The sequence below is a fragment of the Alcanivorax profundi genome (assembly GCF_003597125.1).
GTDB lineage: Bacteria > Pseudomonadota > Gammaproteobacteria > Pseudomonadales > Alcanivoracaceae > Alcanivorax > Alcanivorax profundi.
The window spans coordinates 240623-256020 of sequence record NZ_QYYA01000001.1; the positions used below are offsets into that span (position 1 = coordinate 240623).

Genomic DNA, 15398 nt, shown 5'->3' on the forward strand with positions numbered 1-15398 from the left:
ACAGTGAAAACCTTTTTGAGAAAAGTCTTCTGGCCGATCCTGCGGCCCTTCGAATCCGGTACGGATGAGTACAACTACCGGGCGTCTTACCGCAAGATTCTTCTTGGGGTGGGAAGCCTGTTCCTGATCCTGTCCGCCGCAACGTTGGCGATGAGTCTTCACTCCGGGCTCTATGGCGGGCTGATCCCGGCGGTGTTTTTCGGGGTGTCGGCGTTGGTGTGTGTCGTGGTGGGCCTGTTGGGCGAAGACAAGGCCGTTGCCCGGATCTGGAAGAGCCGCTGAATCAGAGCGTTATTGGCAAGCTGTCATCACGGCTTTAGGCTTGCAAAACGCAGTAATCAACCACAAAAAAGCCCCGCATTGCGGGGCTTTTTTGATTTGGCGGTGAGGGAGGGATTCGAACCCTCGATACGTTTCCGTATACACACTTTCCAGGCGTGCTCCTTCGGCCACTCGGACACCTCACCTTGAAACAGTTTGGCACTGCCTTGCGGCAGTGGAGCAGGCGTATGGCCATTACCTTGCTCACTCTTGAGGGCGCGTAGAGTACCGGAGGGTGGGGGTGCTGGCAAGTACTGCGGGGCCGGTTGGTCAGGCTTTGAGCGATTTCAGGTTCGCGCCAGATAAATCCCGGTAAATTCACAGACGGTTTGGCCTTGCTGATCTTTGCCGATAGCGCGAATGGCCAGGCTGGCCTTGCCGCGCAGGGTCAGGCGCTCCTCAAACCGGGGACGCTGCTCGGTGGTCACGGTGATCTGCATGTCGCTATGTAGCGGCAGGGTATATTTGAGCTGAGTCTCCACCGCCACCACATCAGCAGGGTGCCCGGCCTGTTGAGCGAGCAAGGTGGTCAGCCCCCAGCCGGACAGGGCCAGCAAGGCGGCCTGGCTGCCAGCGAAGAAGGTGCCCTTGTCATTATGGTTCGGGGCCAGTGGGGCGCTGACCCGCAGCTGATCGCCGTCAAACTGTTCGAACCGGAAATAGAGATGCCGGGTCAACGGGATTGCGTCACGAACCTGATCCGCCAGCGCGTCCAGATCGATCATGGCAGCTGACGGATGTAGTCTGCGGGGGCGTCGTCGGGAAGGCTCTTCAGACCAATGGCCGGGGTACCGAGATACAGATAGGCGATCACCTGGTCCTTGGCCGCAAACCCAAGCATGGATTTGGCCAGGTCGGAATTAGCCATGGCACCAGTGCGCCACATGGCGCCGATGCCGATTTCATAGGCCGCCAGCATCATGTTTTGAACAGCAGCTCCCACAGCGAGCATCTGCTCCCAGGCGGGGATTTTATGATTTTCGGTGATATCCGCTACGACGACGATGATGGTCGGAGCGCGTAATGCCTTGTTGCGGGCAATTTCCCGGGTGCGGCTGTCGGCCTGGGGCTGCTCTTCGAGAAGCTGCGCCTCCATGATGTCGCCAAGCCGCTCGCGCTGTTCGCCTTCCAGTACGATAAAGCGCCAGGGTCGCAGCAGCCCGTGATCCGGAGCGCGGATCGCTGCGCGCAGCAACAGGTCCAGCTGTTCGTCGCTGGGGCCGGGTTCGGCCAGGCGGGGACAGGATACGCGGGTGGTGAGGGCGGTGAGGGTGTCCATTCAGTGCTCCATTAACAAGGGCGCCATGGTATCCCGAATTGCGAATGAGTCCCAGCCACGACCTTAAAAGGGAGAAATAATCGCGTTAGTCGCCCCAGCCTTTTTTCTTAGAAGGGAAAGCGCTAAGCTTCCCGAAAATCATGTGAAACGATTCACAATGTCTTCCACCTCGAAAAAGAAAGCTCGCCGTCCGTTGATCGGGCCCATGGAGCGGGCACGCCGCCAGGCCAACTATATCCGTCTGCTTGCCTTTCTGGTGGCGGCAATGATGCTGGTGGCGGGTCTGAAGCTTGAGCTGTACCCACAGTTGCACCTCTTGGGGGTGGCGGGATTACTGGCCTATCCGCTGGTGGCCCAGGGCATCCTGTTCCTGGCCATGAAAAAAGACAAACCCCAGAAGCCGGTGCATCAGGCACTAATGCAGTCCGATGCCATGATTATTGGGGTCGCGTGTGCGCTTCTGCATTTTGCGCTGGTGCCATCACTGGTGTTGTTGATCATTGTCCATGCCAATGCGGTAAGCAGTGGAGGCCTCAAACCCTGGCTGCTCAACCTGCTCATGACCAGTATTGGGGCCCTGTTGATGGGGTATCTGCTGGGTTTTGCCTATTTGCCGCCGGATCAGGCCCCGGTATTGCTGACGGTGATTTCGCTGCTCGGCCTGGGTATCTATGTGGGAGCGTCCTCGACCTTTGCGCATTTACAGGCTAAATACCTGAAGCAAGCTCAGGAGCTGGTCACCCGGCAGCAACAGCAGGCTGTAGAAATGTCCCGCAAGCTGGCCAAGTATTTGCCGCCACAGATCTGGGGCTCGATTTTTTCCGGTAAGCGTGACGCCAAGTTGGAAACCCGTCGCAAACGGCTGACGGTGTTCTTTTCCGATATCAAGGGCTTCAGTGCTATTTCAGAGGAACTGCCGCTGGCGACCCTGACCAGCATGCTGAACTCCTATCTTAGTGAGATGACCCGAATTGCGCTCCGGCATGGCGGGACGATCGACAAGTTTATCGGTGATGCGGTGATGGTGTTCTTTGGTGACCCCAAGAGTGCGGGAGCCAGAGAGGATGCCTATCGGTGTGTGTTGATGGCCATCGAGATGCAGGAACAAATGAAGCTGCTGCGCCAGCGTTGGAAGCGCGAAGGCATTGATCACAAGCTGGAAATCCGGATTGGCATTAATACCGGCTATGTCACGGTGGGCAACTTTGGGACGGATTCGCGCATGGATTACACCATTCTGGGCACGGATGTGAATCTGGCCAGCCGTCTGGAGTCGGCCTGTCGTCCCGGGGGGGTACTGATTTCCGAAGCGACACAGGCGTTGGTGAAAGACCGCATTCGTTGTCGCAACATGGGCGATATTCAGGTCAAGGGTTTTAATCGTCCGATTCCGGTATTCGAAGCGCTGGGCGCACAGAAGGATGCCGGCGCGAAGAATCGCTACGTGTCTGCGCAAACCAGTGGCTTTGGTATTCACCTGGATGTGGAGCGTATTCGCAACTTTGACAAGAACACTATTCTCAGAACGTTGGCCCGTTCCGCCACTGATCTGAAAAAAACTGAGCCGGTGTCGGTCAATTACGAGGCGGAAGGGTTTAGCCTGCATGTGGACAGCGAGGCCATCAAGAAGAGAGAGCGGGAAAAAGTGATCGAAATGATGGGACGGGTAGCCAAGAAGGTACAAACCCAGGTCCGGGTGTAAGCCTCTAATGACGGCAGGCGTCATGCGAGGGTAGTTGCATGCCCTATACGAAAAACCACGCCAAAGGGCGTGGTTTTTCGTTTCCGGGTTCGTCGTTCTGTTAGTTCAAAGGATAAGACGTCCAGCCATCCGTCCAGTTCTGAACATTTCCGGGGCGCACGGCACCGAGATAGTTAGCGGCTTCATCCCAGAACTCCCCTTGCGGGATCGGGCTGGCTCCATTGCGGGCGGGGGAGCGGGCGGTGGGAGCGAAGTCCGGGTGTGAGGCGCTGGTGGCATCCCGTGTCAGCAGAGGGTCTGTACCGAACTGTGCGGCGACCGCACTGCTCTGGAAGTAGCGTCGCTCATCAAAACCATCGTCGTCGTCACTGTCCATCGCTTCAGCATCGAAGAAGGTCAGGCCCCGGTTTCCTACCTTGTGCACCATCATGCTGTTGAAGGTAAGTTCTCCGTTGCTGATGCGGCGAACGGTTTCGGCACCTTTTAGGTCGATGGTTTCGCCGGAAAATCCATCGATGATGATGTTATGAAAATGGCCGCCGGTGCCGACTTTCAGGGTCATGGCGCGGTGGTATTTTTCATGGCTGCGGGGGCTGATCAGCGTCACGTTGTACATGGTGGGTTCTGACAGAGGCGATGCATTCGGGTTTGCCTTCAGGTTGTCGCCTTCGAAAGCATTGTCGCCCACATTGGCATGTTGCTGTGCGACCAGAAATTGCACGTTGCCCCGCCAGCCCATGTCCCAGTCCAGTGAATCGTCTCCGGCACCGGTAATGACAATATGTTTGAGGTTGACGGTACCACCAAAGACCTCGATACCATCATCCAGGGCTCGATGAACCTGTACATGGCGAATAATGGTATTGCTGCCGCAGCCGCCCAGGGTCAGGCCGTTGAGTTCGTTGTTGGCATATACCTCAAATCCGGCAAACTCGATACGGGAGTACTCCATCACGCCGCAGGAGGATTCCACATCACGGCCACCAAACTCGCCGCGGGTATCGCCGGCAGGGATGCCTTCGATCTGTGCTCCCTCGACATTGACGGGGGCGCTGCCCAGCATTACGACGCCACCCCAGTCGCCTGCAGTTCGTGTGCCCTCAGCCTGGTTGCTGGTGAAAATGATGGGGGCGCTTTCCTGTCCGCGGGCAAACAGGGTGGCATCGCGGGTAATCACCAGGGCAGAGCCTGGGCGACCTTCGATGCGGGTGCCGGGCTCAATGGTCAGGGTGCCGCCTGCTTCAACGTAGACAATGCCGTCCAGAATCCAGGTGGTATTGGCGGCCCAGGTCTGGTGGCCGAACAGGGATCCCTTGATCACCTGGGTGCCGGCGATCAACTGGTGGATTGGTTTGTAGGCAAAGTAGGTGATGATGCCGAGCATGACTGCAGCCAGCCCCAGCCAGGCGTAAGTGCCGCGATGGCTCTTGCCCTGGCTGGTGTCACGGGAAGGCTGTGTTCCGAGGGTTTCAGCAATATCCGGGTTGGTCAGCGGGGTGCTGGCGGCTGGGCGTTTGTGCAGTAGTACGCCGTCACGATTGGCCTCCTGCAGTTTCTGGCCCAGCGCACGAATCTTGCGGTTGTCGTGATGGATTGCACGCTTGATGATCTCCGCCCGGTAAGTGGGATCATTCAAAAGGGTATTGAAGTGCACGAAACGAAGGCTGCTATCACCTTCTTGATCAAAGTTTTGTTTCAGTTGCCAGAGCAGTTCGACTAACTGGGCGCGCGGCGATGAGACTGCGTCCACCATAACTCCCCCAAATGGATACGGTGTTGATTAGGAAGAAAGGAGTATGTGGAAGAAAGATGACTGTTTGGTGAAAGTCGTATAGCGAATCGAAGCGAGTCGATCACACAGGAAAAACAGGGGGAATCTGCAATCGCAGCAGTGACCGGAAGGCGGTGCTCAGACCGCCAGGCGCATCCGGGTGGTTTTCACCATGTTGTCTTTAACCTGAAGAATCTCGATCTGGTACTGGTCGATTTTTACCGAAATATTGGCGTCCGGGATGTCCTGGAGGTATTCGAGGATCAGTCCGTTGAGGGTCTTGGGGCCATCGGTTGGCAGCTCCCACTGCAAGGCGCGGTTGATGTCACGCAATGTGGTGGAGCCGTCAATCACGAAGCTGCCATCTTCCTGGGGGTGAATATCCTGGCTGGTGGCGGCCAGATCGGTGGTAAATTCACCGACAATTTCTTCCAGGATATCTTCCAGTGTGACTAGTCCCTGCACATCACCGTACTCATCGACCACTACCCCGATGCGTCGCTTGGCATTCTGGAAGTTGATCAGCTGTTGGTGCAATGAGGTCGCTTCTGGCACGTAGTAGGGTTCGACGGTGTACTGCATCAACTCAGCCTTGTTGATGTCTTCCTTGAGGAGCAGGCGGCTGAGCTTGCGCAGGTGGAGCAGGCCAACCATGTTATTAGGGTCGCCGTTGTACACAGGGAGGCGGGTGTGCTGGCTGGCGCGCAGGGTGGTGAGAATGTCATGCATGTCATCCTCCAGATCAATACCGACCATCTCGTTGCGCGGCACCATGATGTCTTCCACGGTGACGGTTTCCAGATCGAGAATGTTCAGCAACATCTTCTGGTGGTTTTCCGGGATCAGGCCGCCGGCTTCGTTCACCACGGTGCGCAGCTCTTCCGGGCTGAGATGATCGTCGTCATGTTCGTTGGCCCGAATCCCGGCGAGGCGAAGCAGCAGGTTGCTGACGCCGTTGACCATCCACACCAGCGGGGCCAGCAGGGTCTGTAAAGGTTTTAACGCGAGACTGGCGGGAAAGGCGACCCGCTCCGGGCGCATGGCGGCAAAGGTCTTGGGGGTGATCTCCGCAAATACCAACATGATGATGGTGATGACCACCGGAGCCACAGCGGCCCCGCTATCGCCCAGCCAGCGAATGGCCAGGATGGCGGCCACGGTGGCGGCGAAGTTGTTGACGAAATTGTTGCCGATCAGGATCACAGACAGCAGACGGTCGGTGCGTTTAAGCAGCTTTTCGACCCGGGAGGCGGCCTTGTGGCCCTGACGTGCCAGATGCCGCAGGCGATAACGGTTGATGGCCACCATGCCGGTTTCACTGCTGGAGAAAAAGGCTGAGCCAAGCACAAGGAAAATCAGGGCGCCAATGAGCCACCCGTCAGAGAAGGTATCCAAGGGAAATGTCGTTTATCCGCCAGTTGGGGGGATATTGTTTGGGGTAGGACCGAGAGGTGTCAAGGAGGCAGTGAACAGTTAACAGTGAACAGTTCGCGATCCGGGGTTGTCTTTTTCCTTATGCCTTGAGGCCGCGTTCGGGCTTTGGGCGCGGGCTCAAGGTTTCAAACGCAAGTAGTGGGTGATCCGTGTTTCAACTTTGGACGTTCAATTCAATCAGCGCTTCAGAATGAACTCGAGCACCAGCTGACTACCGAAGAAGGCTACCAGCAGTACGGCAAAGCCGCTGAGGGTGAAGCGTGTGGCGGTGCGGCCTCGCCAGCCGCGCAGGTAGCGCCCCCCGAGCAGGATGGCGAAGACTACCCAGGCAATCAGGGTCAGGACCGTCTTGTGGACCAGGTGTTGGGCGAACAAATTGTCTACGTAAAAGAAGCCAGTGACGATAGCGAGGGTCAGCAGTATCTGGCCCAGCCAGATGACCTCGAACAGCATGGATTCCATCACCTGCATCGGGGGGAATAACCGCATCACACCGCGGATATGGCCACTGCGAAGCTGGCGGTCCTGAATGCTGAGAAGTACCGCTTGCCCTGCGGCAACACTGAGAACAGCGTATGCCACGATGGAGAAGAACACATGCTGGCCCAAGCCGTGCGCCAGGGGTTGGGCCACGTAGCCGGTATTGACCCATAGCATGGCGGGAATGGAAAGGGCGGCAAAGGGGTACACCATGGCCGAGATCCACTCAAACGGGCGGTACAGGCTGGAAATCAGCACCAGGGCAGTGCCGGTCATGGCGACGGTGGAAGCGACAGGAAATAACCCTAGCTGTAGCCCCTGGGGCGTAATGATCACCTCCCACAGGCTGATGGCATGGGCGATGACGGCGAGCAGGCCGGGAATCAGGATGGATCGGCGTGACGGCGCTTTCTCGCCGCGCAGCTGCCGGATCACGATCAGACAAGCGACGACGTAGAGAACAAAGGCCAGCAGGCCGCTGATCACCGAAAAATCCATAACGTGCTGTAATCCCTACAAAGGCCCGGGCGAGAAGTGCCGGGCAAGCCCGCTGAAGTCTGGCATAGGCGCAACTCTTCTATCAACAATCATTCTCATTTTACCGGTGGGTTTGTGGTTGGGCCCCATGACGTTGGCGGTAAATGAGGGCTATAATCGCGCCCTTGTCCCTGCCGCAGGCCCAATTGCGCGCAGACATAAGGATCTGGAGGTAGCACCATGTTCGAGAATCTCACCGACCGGTTGGGATCGTCGCTTAAAAACCTGGCAGGTCAGGGCTCCCTGACCGAAGACAATATCCGCGACACCCTGCGCGAAGTGCGCAAGGCGCTGCTGGAGGCCGATGTGGCCTTGCCAGTGGTGAAAGAGTTTGTCGAACAGGTAAAGGAAAAAGCCCTGGGGCAGGAAGTGCTGCAAAGCCTGAATCCTGGCCAGGCATTCGTGAAGATCGTCAATGACGAGCTGGTTCGCACCATGGGCGATGCCAACGACGGCCTGGACCTGGCCGCCAAGCCGCCCGCGATCATCCTGATGGCCGGTTTGCAGGGGGCAGGTAAAACCACCTCGGTGGCCAAGCTTGCCCGCTTCCTGCAGGAGCGTGAGAAGAAGAAGGTCATGGTGGTGTCGGCCGACGTGTACCGCCCGGCGGCTATTGAGCAGCTGAAGACGCTGGCCGGAGAGGTTGAGACCCACTTCTTCCCGTCTACCGGCGATCAGGACCCGGTGGATATTGCCAACGGTGCGTTGGAAGAGGCTCGCCGTCGTTATATGGATGTGCTGATCGTCGATACCGCCGGTCGTCTCCATGTGGACGACGAGATGATGTCCGAGATCAAGCGGTTGCACGGGGCGATCAGTCCGGTGGAAACCCTGTTCGTGGTCGACGCCATGACCGGTCAGGATGCGGCGAATACCGCCCAGGCCTTTAATGAGGCGCTGCCGCTGACCGGTGTGATCCTGACCAAGGCTGACGGTGATTCCCGGGGTGGTGCGGCCCTGTCCGTTCGCCAGCTCACCGGCAAACCCATCAAGTTTATCGGCATGGGTGAGAAGACCGATGCCCTGGAGCCGTTCCACCCGGATCGTATCGCCAGCCGGATCCTCGGCATGGGCGATGTGCTCTCGCTGGTGGAAGAAGCCGAGCGCAAGCTGGACAAGAAGAAAGCCGAGAAGATCGCCAAGAAGTTCAAGAAAGGCAAGGCGATGGACTTCGAGGATCTCAAGGACCAGTTCCAGCAGATGCGCAACATGGGGGGTATGGCGGGCCTGCTCGACAAGCTGCCTGGCATGGGCGGCATGATGCAGGCGGCCCAGGACCCGGCGGCCATGAAGCAGATGAAACATATGGAGGCGTTGATCGACTCCATGACGGTAAAAGAACGTCGTAACCCGGACATCATCAAGGGCTCACGCAAGAAGCGCATCGCGGCGGGTGCCGGTCTTGAGATCCAGGATCTGAACCGCCTGATGAAGCAGCAAAAGATGATGGCCAAGATGATGAAGAAGATGCGTACCAAGGGTGGCATGAAGAACATGATGCGTGGCCTGGAAGGCATGATGGGTGGCAATGGCGGCCCGGGTGGTTCCGGTGGCATGGGTGGTCCCGGTGGCGGAATGCCTCCGGGCGGCATGGGCGGTGGAATGCCGCCGATGTAAGGAGCGACAAGCTTCAAGCCTCAAGCTGCAACGCGTCGTGGGCAGGGCAGGTGGAAATTCCGCCTCTCTGCCCGCGCTGCGTTTGGGGCCGGGCTTTTGTTGGAGTGGCTCTTGAGCCGTTGGGGAGCTGCGAAACTCTTGTTGCGTGCTGCATCTCCCTGTATAATCCGCGCCCTTCGCGGCCTGTCCTTTGTTTTGCGCTCTGATGCAAGGCAGGGCCTGGCTTTCAAGCGGATACGATGGCTCGCTATGCCCTCCTCGGCAGGCGGCCGGGAAACCGGATTGATAAAAAAGGTAGATAAACCATGGTAGTTATTCGTCTCGCTCGCGGCGGTTCCAAGAAGCGCCCGTTCTACAGCATCGTTGTTGCCGATAGCCGTAACGCCCGTGATGGTCGTTTCATCGAGCAACTGGGTTTCTACAACCCCATCGCCCGTGGCGGTGAAATCCCTCTCAAGCTGAACCTCGAAAGCCTGGATGCCTGGGTGGGTAAAGGTGCTCAGCTGTCTGACCGCGTCAAGACCCTGGTTAAGCAGGCCCGTAAGGAAGCCTGATGATCACTGGAGGGCAGACGTCCTCTGAGCTGGAGGTTGTCGGTCGCATCCTCGGGGTGCACGGCGTGCAGGGGTGGGTAAAGGTTTTTTCCAATACCGACCCCCGCGAAAACATCCAGCACTACCAGCCTTGGCACCTTAAGCAAGGTGGCTCCAGATCTGGTGGAGAGTGGAAGCCGGTGAAGGTCATCGGCTTTCGTCCCCAGGGCAAAGGCCTGATCGCACAACTGGAAGGGGTAACCGACCGGAACATGGCGGCAGCGCTGGTGGGGCAGGATATCGGGATACCTCGTGACCTGTTGCCACAGTCTGGTGGTGGCGAATATTACTGGCGCGATCTTATCGGCCTGCGGGTCTTCCATAGTGAAGGCGCAGATTTCGGCAAGGTAGTCAGAATGCTGGAAACCGGTGCCAACGATGTGGTCGTGGTGCGCGGTGACAGCAAAAGCCTGGATCGTCGCGAGCGGCTGATTCCCTGGCAACCGGATGACGTGATCACCGATGTGAATCTGGCCGAAGGCCGCATGACGGTGGATTGGGACCCGGATTTTTAATATGACGACGGATACGGTGCCGTATCAGGTCACTCTGGTTACCCTGTTTCCGGAGATGGCAAAGGCGATTACCGACTTCGGCGTGACCCGGCGGGCAGTGGAAAACGGCCAGCTGGCGGTGGAAACCGTGAATCCACGGGATTTCACTGAAGATCGTCACCGCACCGTGGACGATCGCCCCTTTGGGGGTGGCCCCGGCATGGTGATGAAGGTGGACCCGCTGGCGCAAGCCCTGCAGGCCGCCCGCGCTGCCAACCCGGCAGCCAAAGTGATTTATCTGTCCCCTCAGGGGCAGACGCTGACCCAGGCGAAAGCCGAGGCGTTGGCGCAGCAGCCCGGCCTGGTATTACTGGCAGGGCGCTACGAGGGCGTAGATGAGCGTTTGCTCGACGCCGAGGTGGATGAACAGATCTCCATCGGCGATTACGTTCTCAGCGGCGGCGAACTGCCGGCGCTGGTGCTGATCGATGCGGTCAGCAGACTGATTCCCGGAGTGCTGGGTCACCAGGATTCCGCCGGACAGGACTCGTTTTCAGGTGAATTCGAAGACCTGCTGGATTGCCCGCACTACACCCGCCCGGAGGTGTACGAGGGGCAGGCAGTACCGTCGGTACTGCTGAGCGGCAATCACGAGTTGATTCGCCGTTGGCGCCTGAAGCAGGCGCTGGGACGGACCTGGCAACAGCGTCCGGACCTGCTGGAACGCCGCCGGGCGCGGGGTTTGAGCAACGAAGAGCAGCAGCTGTTGGACGAATACATCGCCGAGCAGGTGCCGCATACAGCAAAACCGAACGAATAGGAGCATTGCCATGAGCGGCAAGAACCTGATCATCCAGGGCATTGAAAATGCCCAGCTGAAAGCCGACCTGCCGGAATTTGGCGCCGGCGATACCGTTACCGTTCAGGTAAAGGTGAAAGAAGGTACCCGTGAGCGTCTGCAGGCGTTCCAGGGTGTTGTTATTGCCCGTCGTAACCGCGGCCTGAACTCTGCGTTCACCGTGCGCAAGATCTCCCACGGTGTGGGCGTTGAGCGTGTATTCCAGCTGCACAGCCCGCTGATCGATTCCATCGAAGTGAATCGTCGTGGTGACGTGAGCCGCGCCAAGCTTTACTACCTGCGCGATCGCTCTGGCAAGTCTGCCCGGATCAAAGAAAAGATTCGGTAAGACCGGCAACACCGGGTCTGCCGAGGGCGAATGTTGGTTCAGCCTTTGCTGTAGGGCATGCGGAATCAACCTCTGGACGGGCAGACCACAGCTCCAACGAAAAAGCCGCTTCCTTTCGGGAAGCGGCTTTTTTGTTGGTTCATCTTCGGGGCCGCCCTGCGGGCGTTCCTCGCTGCGCTCGGTGGCGGCGCGATAGCCAGAACCGTTAAAAGCAATATTTATCACAGAGGAGAGCTTAAGAGCGTCTTTTCTCAGTCTCTGTACCCTTTGTGGCTTGATCCAAGGTTGGGCTATCGCGCCGCCAGCGACGCTCCTACGGATAGGTGGGAGGATCAAATCGGGCTTTCCCGCTAATCTGCGATGATCCTTTTTTTGGGGCTGCGCTATGGTTGCATCACGATGCGACGGTCGGGCAGACCGTCGTTGTGGGAAGCTTGCGGCAGGCGACCCTTGAGATAACGAGCCTGGCGTAAGGCGTTACCCGGGTTAGGGTCGGATCGCCTACCGGGAAGCTTGCCCGAGTTCCGCGTCTTACGCCTTTTTCAGCATCCGGTACAGGAATAGCAGCACCAGTGCCCCGACAATGGCGGTCACAAAGCTGCCCAGGCTGAAGCTGCCCACTGAGCCGCCCAGTCCGGTGATGGAGCCCAGCCAGCCGCCGACAAAGGCGCCAGCAATCCCGATGAGAATGGTGACAATAAAGCCGCCGGGATCCTTGCCCGGCATGATCCATTTGGCAACAATGCCGGCAATCAGGCCAAACACAATCCACGATAAGATTCCCATGTATCCTCTCCTTGGTTGTCACGGTGTACCTCTATTGATGCCAGAAAGCCGTGCGTTTGTCCTTTGGATAAGCGGAAATCACGGTAATATTTGGTAAAAAGGGATTCGGCCATGGTGGGAAGGCAATGATAATTCATGAGTGACACTCGCGATGCGCAGGCACGGCTGATTGACGCCTGGCTGGACCAGCAGTGGCTGGAAAAAGGTCTAAGCGAAAACAGCCTCAGCAACTATCGCCGGGATGTGAGGCAGTTGGCGGATTGGCTGCACCAGCGGGGCGGTTCACTGCTGGAAGCGCAGCGTTACCAGCTGCTGGAGTTCCTTGCGGCCCGTCACCAGCTGGGGATTTCCGCCCGCACCGTGGCGCGGCAGTTATCGGCTGTGAAAAGCTTCTATCGCTGGCTAAAGCGCGAGGGGCGGCTGCCGGAAGACCCGGCGTTGTTGATTGAGCGGCCGAAGACGGGGCGGCCACTGCCCAAAACTCTCACCGAGGCCGATGTGGAGGCTCTGCTGGATGCACCGGATCTGGATACCCCGCTGGGGTTGCGTGACCGGGCTATGCTGGAGGTGCTGTATGCCACGGGGTTGCGAGTCACGGAGCTGATCACGCTGACGCAAAGCCAGATCAATCCAAGGCAGGGACTGGTGAGAGTGATCGGTAAGGGTGACAAGGAGCGGCTGGTGCCACTGGGTGAAGAAGCACTGCATTGGCTTGTTCGCTACCTGCGCGAGGGACGCCCCATATTGCTGGGCAATGACCAGGAACTGCTGTTTCCCAGCCTGCGGGGCACCTGCATGACTCGACAGACATTCTGGCACCGTATCAAACAGATGGCGCAAGTGGCAGGGGTGCAAAAAGCCCTGTCACCTCATACACTGCGGCATGCTTTTGCAACGCACCTGCTGAATCACGGGGCGGACTTGCGGGTGGTGCAGTTATTGCTTGGCCATAGTGACCTGTCGACCACTCAGATCTACACCCATGTGGCACAGCAGCGATTACAGGATCTATACCAGAAACATCACCCTCGCTCGGGAACCTGAGTGGGGTTAACGGCTCCAATCAGGGAGCGGAAGGAGAAACGACAGAATGAAGAAGTGGTTTGTATTTGCCCTGATGGGACTGGTGACGGCCTGTGGTGCGGACTCCGGAGCAACTGAGAGTGCGGCGACCGGTGCAGGTGAAACGGGGGCAGAGGTAGCCAAGGCGGCATTTGAGAAAGTCTTTACCCGTGGCAAGGTTACCGAGGTTCGCGAAACAGAAATGGCTGGTGTGCTGGAGCTGACTATTAACGGTTCCGACACCTTGTACATGAGTGATGATGGCCGGTTCCTGTTTAATGGCAAGATGCTGGAACTTCGCGATGGCGATGTCATTGATCCCGTGGAAGAGCGCCTTGCCAAGGTGCGTACGGAAGGCATCAAGACGCTGGATGCAGAGGACCTGATTACCTACCAGGCCGAAGACGAGAAGCACGAGGTGTACGTTTTCACCGATATTACCTGTGGCTACTGCCGTAAGTTGCACCGTCATATTGAGGAGTTTCAACAGGCGGGAGTAACTGTGCATTATCTGGCGTTCCCCCGTGGCGGTGAATCGTCCCCGGCCACTGACCCGATGCGCCATATCTGGTGTGCGGATGATCCCCGCAAAGCGCTCACAGATGCCAAACTCTCGGAGACTCTGAGCGAGTCTGAGCTCAAGGAAGACTGCGCCGCAGTGGTGATGGAGCAGTACGAGCTGGGTATCGAATTCGGGGTGCGCGGCACGCCGGCCATTTACACCACGGACGGCCAGCAACTGGGTGGCTACCTTGCCCCGCAAGATCTGCTTTCCCGGCTTGAGGCGGCGGGCTCCTGACGCCCGCAATCCGGCGCTTTGCGCTGGATTCACCGGTGGCTATACATTGACGGCGCAGTGATGCGCCGTTAATGTGTCCGCCTTGTTTTCCCTGCCCCCAAGGTGTCCTGTGGATACGGATTTTCAGCGCATTCGACGACTGCCTCCCTACGTCTTCAATATTGTTGGCGAGATGAAGAAGGCGGCGCGAGCGCGGGGCGAGGATATTATTGATTTCGGCATGGGCAACCCGGACCAGCCCACCCCGAAGCATATCGTCGACAAGCTGGCGGAAACCGTGCAGCGGGGCGATACCCACCGTTATTCCCAGTCGCGGGGGATTCCGCGGCTACGCAAGGCCATCACCGATTGGTATCAGCGCCGCTACAGTGTTGCGCTGGACCCGGAATCCGAGGCCATTGTCACCATCGGCTCGAAGGAGGGCCTAGCCCACCTGGCGCTGGCGACCATGGGCCCGGGTGATACGGTACTGGTGCCGAACCCCAGCTATCCGATTCACCCCTACGGTTTCGTGATTTCCAATGCGGACATTCGCCATGTACCCCTGGTGAAAGGGGTGGATTTCTTCGCCGAGCTGGAACGCGCGATCAAGGAATCCTGGCCCAAGCCGAAAATGCTGGTGTTGAATTTCCCGGGGAATCCCACCGGGCAGTGTGTGGAGCTGGAGTTCTTCGAAAAAGTGGTGGCCATTGCCCGTGAGCACAATATCTGGGTGGTGCACGATATTGCCTATGCAGACATCGTGTTTGATGGCTATCAGGCCCCGTCCATCCTGCAGGTCGAAGGTGCACGGGATGTGGCGGTAGAATTCTTCTCTCTGTCAAAGAGTTACAATATGCCCGGCTGGCGGGTGGGGTTCTGTTGTGGCAACAAGGACCTGATTCACGCGCTGGCCCGGATCAAGTCCTATCTCGACTACGGCACCTTTACTCCGATTCAGGTGGCCGCCATTGCGGCGCTGGAGGGAGATCAGAGCTGTGTCAGTGAGATCTGCGAAATGTACCGTCAGCGCCGTGATGTGCTGGTAGACGGGCTGGCCGAGATCGGCTGGCAGGTGGAGCGACCCCGTGCCACCATGTTCGTATGGGCCGAAATCCCTGAGCCCTACCGGGAAATGGGCTCACTGGAGTTTGCCAAAAAACTGCTGACGGATGCCGGCGTTGCGGTGTCTCCCGGCGTGGGTTTTGGGGAATACGGGGATGATCATGTCCGTTTTGGTCTGATCGAGAACGAACAACGCACCCGGCAGGCTATTCGCGGCATCAAGAAGATGTTCCGTCAGGATGGGCTGCTGGGCTGAGATGGCGGGCAGGTGAGGCCTGCCGCTGACTGAATA

16 protein-coding genes and 1 tRNA gene are annotated in these 15398 nt (G+C 58.2%); 10 read left to right on the forward strand and 7 right to left on the reverse strand.

Features of this window, described 5'->3' with window-relative positions:
* The first annotated feature begins 3 nt into the window (after positions 1-3).
* Positions 4-282 carry a hypothetical protein gene (locus D4A39_RS01085; protein WP_031226569.1) on the forward strand — a complete coding sequence of 93 codons (279 nt, stop codon included), beginning with the start codon at positions 4-6 and terminating at the stop codon, positions 280-282.
* Positions 283-379: 97 nt separating this feature from the next.
* Here D4A39_RS01085 and D4A39_RS01090 read toward each other — a convergent pair.
* The 3 genes from D4A39_RS01090 to D4A39_RS01100 all read right to left on the reverse strand — a co-directional run bounded on the left by D4A39_RS01090 (position 380) and on the right by D4A39_RS01100 (position 1600).
* Positions 380-467, reverse strand: a tRNA-Ser gene (locus tag D4A39_RS01090).
* Between the two features lie 141 nt (positions 468-608).
* Positions 609-1046 (reverse strand): YiiD C-terminal domain-containing protein, encoded by a 438-nt coding sequence (locus D4A39_RS01095; protein ID WP_022985630.1) that lies wholly within the window; start codon positions 1044-1046, stop codon positions 609-611.
* The gene (locus tag D4A39_RS01100) at positions 1043-1600 is read right to left on the reverse strand and encodes a nitroreductase family protein (protein WP_022985631.1); all 558 of its coding nucleotides are present in this window, start codon (positions 1598-1600) and stop codon (positions 1043-1045) included. Before D4A39_RS01100 ends, D4A39_RS01095 begins: the two co-directional genes overlap by 4 nt.
* A 157-nt stretch (positions 1601-1757) precedes the next feature.
* On the opposite strand from D4A39_RS01100, the gene D4A39_RS01105 reads away from it, so the two are divergent.
* Positions 1758-3302 carry an adenylate/guanylate cyclase domain-containing protein gene (locus D4A39_RS01105; protein ID WP_031226571.1) on the forward strand — a complete coding sequence of 515 codons (1545 nt, stop codon included), beginning with the start codon at positions 1758-1760 and terminating at the stop codon, positions 3300-3302.
* 100 nt (positions 3303-3402) lie between these two features.
* Here D4A39_RS01105 and D4A39_RS01110 read toward each other — a convergent pair whose 3' ends face one another.
* The 3 genes from D4A39_RS01110 to D4A39_RS01120 form a co-directional block, all read right to left on the reverse strand.
* The gene (locus D4A39_RS01110) at positions 3403-5055 is read right to left on the reverse strand and encodes a beta-helix domain-containing protein (protein ID WP_022985633.1); all 1653 of its coding nucleotides are present in this window, start codon (positions 5053-5055) and stop codon (positions 3403-3405) included.
* Positions 5056-5211: 156 nt separating this feature from the next.
* Positions 5212-6468, reverse strand: a complete 1257-nt coding sequence (locus tag D4A39_RS01115; RefSeq protein ID WP_022985634.1) for an HlyC/CorC family transporter — start codon at positions 6466-6468, stop codon at positions 5212-5214.
* Positions 6469-6684: 216 nt separating this feature from the next.
* A complete protein-coding gene (locus D4A39_RS01120; protein WP_022985635.1) occupies positions 6685-7485 on the reverse strand; it encodes a cytochrome C assembly family protein in 801 nt (266 codons plus the stop codon).
* Positions 7486-7704: 219 nt separating this feature from the next.
* On the opposite strand from D4A39_RS01120, the gene ffh reads away from it, so the two are divergent.
* The 5 genes from ffh to rplS all read left to right on the forward strand — a co-directional run bounded on the left by ffh (position 7705) and on the right by rplS (position 11415).
* On the forward strand, positions 7705-9141 hold the full coding sequence (ffh, locus tag D4A39_RS01125; protein WP_119917356.1) for a signal recognition particle protein: 1437 nt from the start codon (positions 7705-7707) through the stop codon (positions 9139-9141).
* Between the two features lie 305 nt (positions 9142-9446).
* Positions 9447-9695 carry a 30S ribosomal protein S16 gene (rpsP, locus tag D4A39_RS01130; protein ID WP_022985637.1) on the forward strand — a complete coding sequence of 83 codons (249 nt, stop codon included), beginning with the start codon at positions 9447-9449 and terminating at the stop codon, positions 9693-9695.
* A complete protein-coding gene (gene rimM / locus D4A39_RS01135; protein ID WP_022985638.1) occupies positions 9695-10249 on the forward strand; it encodes a ribosome maturation factor RimM in 555 nt (184 codons plus the stop codon). Before rpsP ends, rimM begins: the two co-directional genes overlap by 1 nt.
* Position 10250: 1 nt before the next feature.
* The gene (trmD, locus tag D4A39_RS01140; RefSeq protein WP_022985639.1) at positions 10251-11048 is read left to right on the forward strand and encodes a tRNA (guanosine(37)-N1)-methyltransferase TrmD; all 798 of its coding nucleotides are present in this window, start codon (positions 10251-10253) and stop codon (positions 11046-11048) included.
* A gap of 10 nt (positions 11049-11058) precedes the next feature.
* Complete coding sequence (gene rplS / locus D4A39_RS01145; RefSeq protein ID WP_022985640.1) at positions 11059-11415, forward strand: 50S ribosomal protein L19; 357 nt, start codon at positions 11059-11061, stop codon at positions 11413-11415.
* A 531-nt stretch (positions 11416-11946) separates the two neighbouring features.
* On the opposite strand, the gene D4A39_RS01155 is transcribed toward rplS, so the two are convergent.
* Entirely contained in the window at positions 11947-12201 is a 255-nt protein-coding gene (locus tag D4A39_RS01155) for a GlsB/YeaQ/YmgE family stress response membrane protein (RefSeq protein ID WP_022985642.1), read from the reverse strand.
* Between the two features lie 135 nt (positions 12202-12336).
* Between D4A39_RS01155 and xerD the strand changes: the two genes are divergently transcribed.
* The 3 genes from xerD (at position 12337) to alaC (ending at position 15362) form a co-directional block, all read left to right on the forward strand.
* Positions 12337-13245 (forward strand): site-specific tyrosine recombinase XerD, encoded by a 909-nt coding sequence (gene xerD / locus D4A39_RS01160; RefSeq protein ID WP_119917358.1) that lies wholly within the window; start codon positions 12337-12339, stop codon positions 13243-13245.
* A gap of 46 nt (positions 13246-13291) precedes the next feature.
* Positions 13292-14062: a DsbC family protein gene (locus D4A39_RS01165; protein ID WP_022985644.1), complete on the forward strand. Its 771-nt coding sequence runs from the start codon at positions 13292-13294 to the stop codon at positions 14060-14062.
* Positions 14063-14171: 109 nt separating this feature from the next.
* Positions 14172-15362 carry an alanine transaminase gene (gene alaC, locus D4A39_RS01170; RefSeq protein WP_022985645.1) on the forward strand — a complete coding sequence of 397 codons (1191 nt, stop codon included), beginning with the start codon at positions 14172-14174 and terminating at the stop codon, positions 15360-15362.
* Positions 15363-15398 lie beyond the last annotated feature (36 nt).